Origin of the sequence: Kitasatospora sp. NPDC091257 (assembly GCF_044757675.1) — a bacterium.
Lineage (GTDB): Bacteria > Actinomycetota > Actinomycetes > Streptomycetales > Streptomycetaceae > Kitasatospora > Kitasatospora lactacystinica.
The window spans coordinates 1-3,194 of the sequence record NZ_JBIVVI010001061.1 but is presented as its reverse complement, the minus strand read 5'-3'; the positions used below and the strand labels follow the sequence as shown (position 1 = coordinate 3,194).

Below are 3,194 nucleotides of genomic sequence, written 5' to 3'. Positions count from 1 at the left end.
CCACCGGTGATCAGCACGGTGCCCTCGGGGTCGACCGGCTGAGGAACAGTGAGAACGATCTTCCCGACATGAGCGGCCCGACTCATGAACCGGAAGGCGTCCCGCGCGCGGCGGACGTCCCAGGTGGTGAGTGGTGGCAGACGCAGCTCGCCCGCGCCGAGCAGCCGGACGGCCTCGGCCAGGATCTCCCCCAGCCGTTCCGGTCCCGCGTCGGCCAGGTCGAAGGCCAGCACGCCGGGCCGGATGTCGGCCTTGCCCATCTCCACGAACCGCCCGCCGGGCGCGAGCAGCCGCAGGGAGGCGTCCAGGAACTCCCCGGACAGCGAGTTCAGCACCACGTCGAAGGGTCCGAACCGGTCGGCGAACTCCAGGGTCCGGGACGAGGCGATGTGATCCTCGTCCAGCCCCAGGGCGCGCAGCGCGTCCCACTTGCCCGGGCCGGCGGTCGCGTGGACGTCCGCGCCCCAAAGTCGCGCGAGCTGGACCGCCGCCATGCCGACGCCGCCGGCCCCGGCGTGGATCAGCACCCGGTTACCGGCCTTCAGCCCGCCCAGGTCGCGCAGGCCGTACCAGGCGGTCATGAACGCGATCGGCACAGTGGCGGCCTGGGTGAACGTCCACTCGTCGGGGATGCGCACCAGCACCCTGTGGTCGGCGACGGCCACCCGGCCGAACGCGCCGGGCAGCAGCCCGGCGACCCGGTCACCCGGCCGCAGCCCGGTGACCTCGGCGCCGACCTCGGTGACGACGCCCGCGCCCTCGCTGCCGAGCAGCGCCGGGTCCGGGTAGACGCCGAGGGCGATCAGTACGTCCCGGAGATTCAGGCCGGCCGCCCGCACGGCGACGCGCACCTCCCGGGGCCCGGGCGGGGCCTGCTCGTACGGCAGGAAGGCGAGGTCGTCCAGGCTGCCCGTGCCCGCCTGCGTCAGCCGTCCGTCGAACGCCTCCGGTGCGGAGCGCACGAGCCGGGGCACGTAGACGGCCCCCCGGCGCACCGCCACCTGGTCCTCGTCGCCGACCGACAGGCCGTCGGGCAGCTCGTCGGCGTCCACGAGCACGAATCGGCCGGGGTGCTCGGACTGCGCGGACCGGACCAGGCCCCATACGGCCGAGGCTTCCGGGTCGCTCACTCCCTCACCGGGAACGACGGCGACCGCGCCCCGCGTGCGCACCACGAGCCGTTCGCCGGGCCCGGCCAGGAAGTCCTGGACGGCCGTCAGCGCCTCGGCGACCGAGCCGGGCGAGACGACGGCGTCGCCGAGCGCGCCTTCGCCGGGGGTCAGCGGAATCCAGTCGAGGGCGTACAGCGGGCCGCGTTCGGCCATCGGACGGGTGGTCAGCGCTTCGATGGTCGCCACGGGCTCGCCGGACCGGTCCGCCAGGTGGACGGCGTACGTGCCGGGGCGCACCACCGTCAGCCGCACGCGCGCGGAGGTCACGCCGGTGCGGTGGACCGCGATCCCGCCCAGCGAGAACGGCAGCCGCGCGTCGCCTTCCGTGCCGGACAGCAGCGCCAGCGGTTGCAGGGCGGCGTCCAGCAGCGCCGGATGGACGGAGAACCGGGCCGCGTCCGGCACGGTGACCTCGGCGAACACCTCCTTGCCGCGGCGCCACACCGCCTGCACGGCCTGGAAGGCCGGCCCGTACTCGTAGCCCGCCGCGGCGAGCGTGTCGTAGAGCCCGGTGACCGGTTCCGCGCCGGCCGGCGGCCACTGCGTCAGCTCCTGCCCGGCCACGGCCCGCCCAACCACAGGCTGCCCGCTCACCGTGCCGGTGGCGTGCCGCACCCAACCGTCCGTACGGGACCGGACGTCGACCGTGCGGCGGCCGGTCCCGTCCGGCTCGCCCACGACGACCTGCACGTCCACCGCGCCGTCCGCGGGCAACATCAGCGGCGCCTCCAGGACCAGTTCCTCCACGGCCGCCCCGGCCGCGTGCACCACCAGTTCCACGAACGCCGTCGCGGGCAGCAGCACCGTCCCCAGTACGGAGTGGTCCGCGAGCCAGGGGTGGGTGGCCAGGGAGAGCCGACCCGTCAGGACCCGCTGCTCGCCCACCTCGACAGCGGCGCCGAGCAGCGGGTGGTCCACCGGGTCGAGCCCGGCCGCGGACACGTCTCCCGCACCCCCGGCGAGCCAGAACCGCGTCCGCTGGAAGGGGTAGGTGGGCAGCGCCACCGGCTCCCCTTCGGGGAACGGCCACCGCACCGGCACACCCGCGACGAACAGCCGCGCCGCGGCGGCCAGGAACTCGGCCGGGGTGCCGTGGTCGCGGCGCAGTGTCCCGGTCACCACACCCGCCTCGTGCTCCTCCAGCGCGGGCGTGAGCACCGGGTGCGGGCTGATCTCGACGAAGACGGGGTCGCCGCCCGAGGCGAGCAGCAGCCGGGTGGTCCGGTCGAACAGCACGGGTTCGCGAAGGTTTCGGTACCAGTAATCGGCGTCGAGGGCGGAGGTGTCGATCTCCTCGCCGGTGACCGTGGAGTAGAACGGGATCGTCGCCGGGCGCGGTGTGATGTCGGCGAGGTCGGTGAAGAGTTGCTCGCGGATCGCCTCGACCTGGGCCGAGTGCGCGGCGTAGTTGACGGGCAGGCGCCGGGCGCGGATGTCGTCGGCCTCGCAGGCCGCCAGCAGCTCCTCCAGCGCGTCCAGATCGCCCGAGACGACGACCGAGCCGGGGGCGTTGACCACCGCGACGGTGATCCGGTCGTCCCAGCGGGCCACGAACTCGACGGCCCGCTCGTGCCCGAGGCCGACCGACACCATCCCGCCCTGGCCGGCCAGAGCGACCAGCGCCTTGCTCCGCAGGGCGACCACCTTGGCCGCGTCCTCCAGGGACAACGCCCCGACGACGTACGCGGCGGCGATCTCACCCTGCGAATGCCCGACGACGGCATCGGGCTCGACCCCGTGCGCACGCCACAGCGCGGCCAGGGCCACCATCACCGCGAACAGCGCGGGCTGCACGACGTCAACCCGCTCCAGCGAACCACCGCCGGTCAGCACCTCCACCAACGACCAGTCCGTGTACGGCGCCAACGCCGCGTCACACGCGTCGATCGCCTCCCGGAACACCGGCTCCGAGCCGTACAACTCTCCGCCCATACCCACCCACTGGGCACCCTGCCCCGGAAAGACGAACACCGACCGACCCACCGGGCGGGCGGTCCCGGTGACCAGACCCGGCGCCGACCG

1 protein-coding gene is annotated in these 3,194 nt (G+C 74.5%); it reads right to left on the bottom strand.

All coding sequences use genetic code 11. The features are described from left to right. Window positions 1-3,104: acyltransferase domain-containing protein (locus tag ACIQOV_RS34290; RefSeq protein ID WP_401054709.1), on the bottom strand; the 3,104-nt coding region annotated here is incomplete at its 3' end. Window positions 3,105-3,194 lie beyond the last annotated feature (90 nt).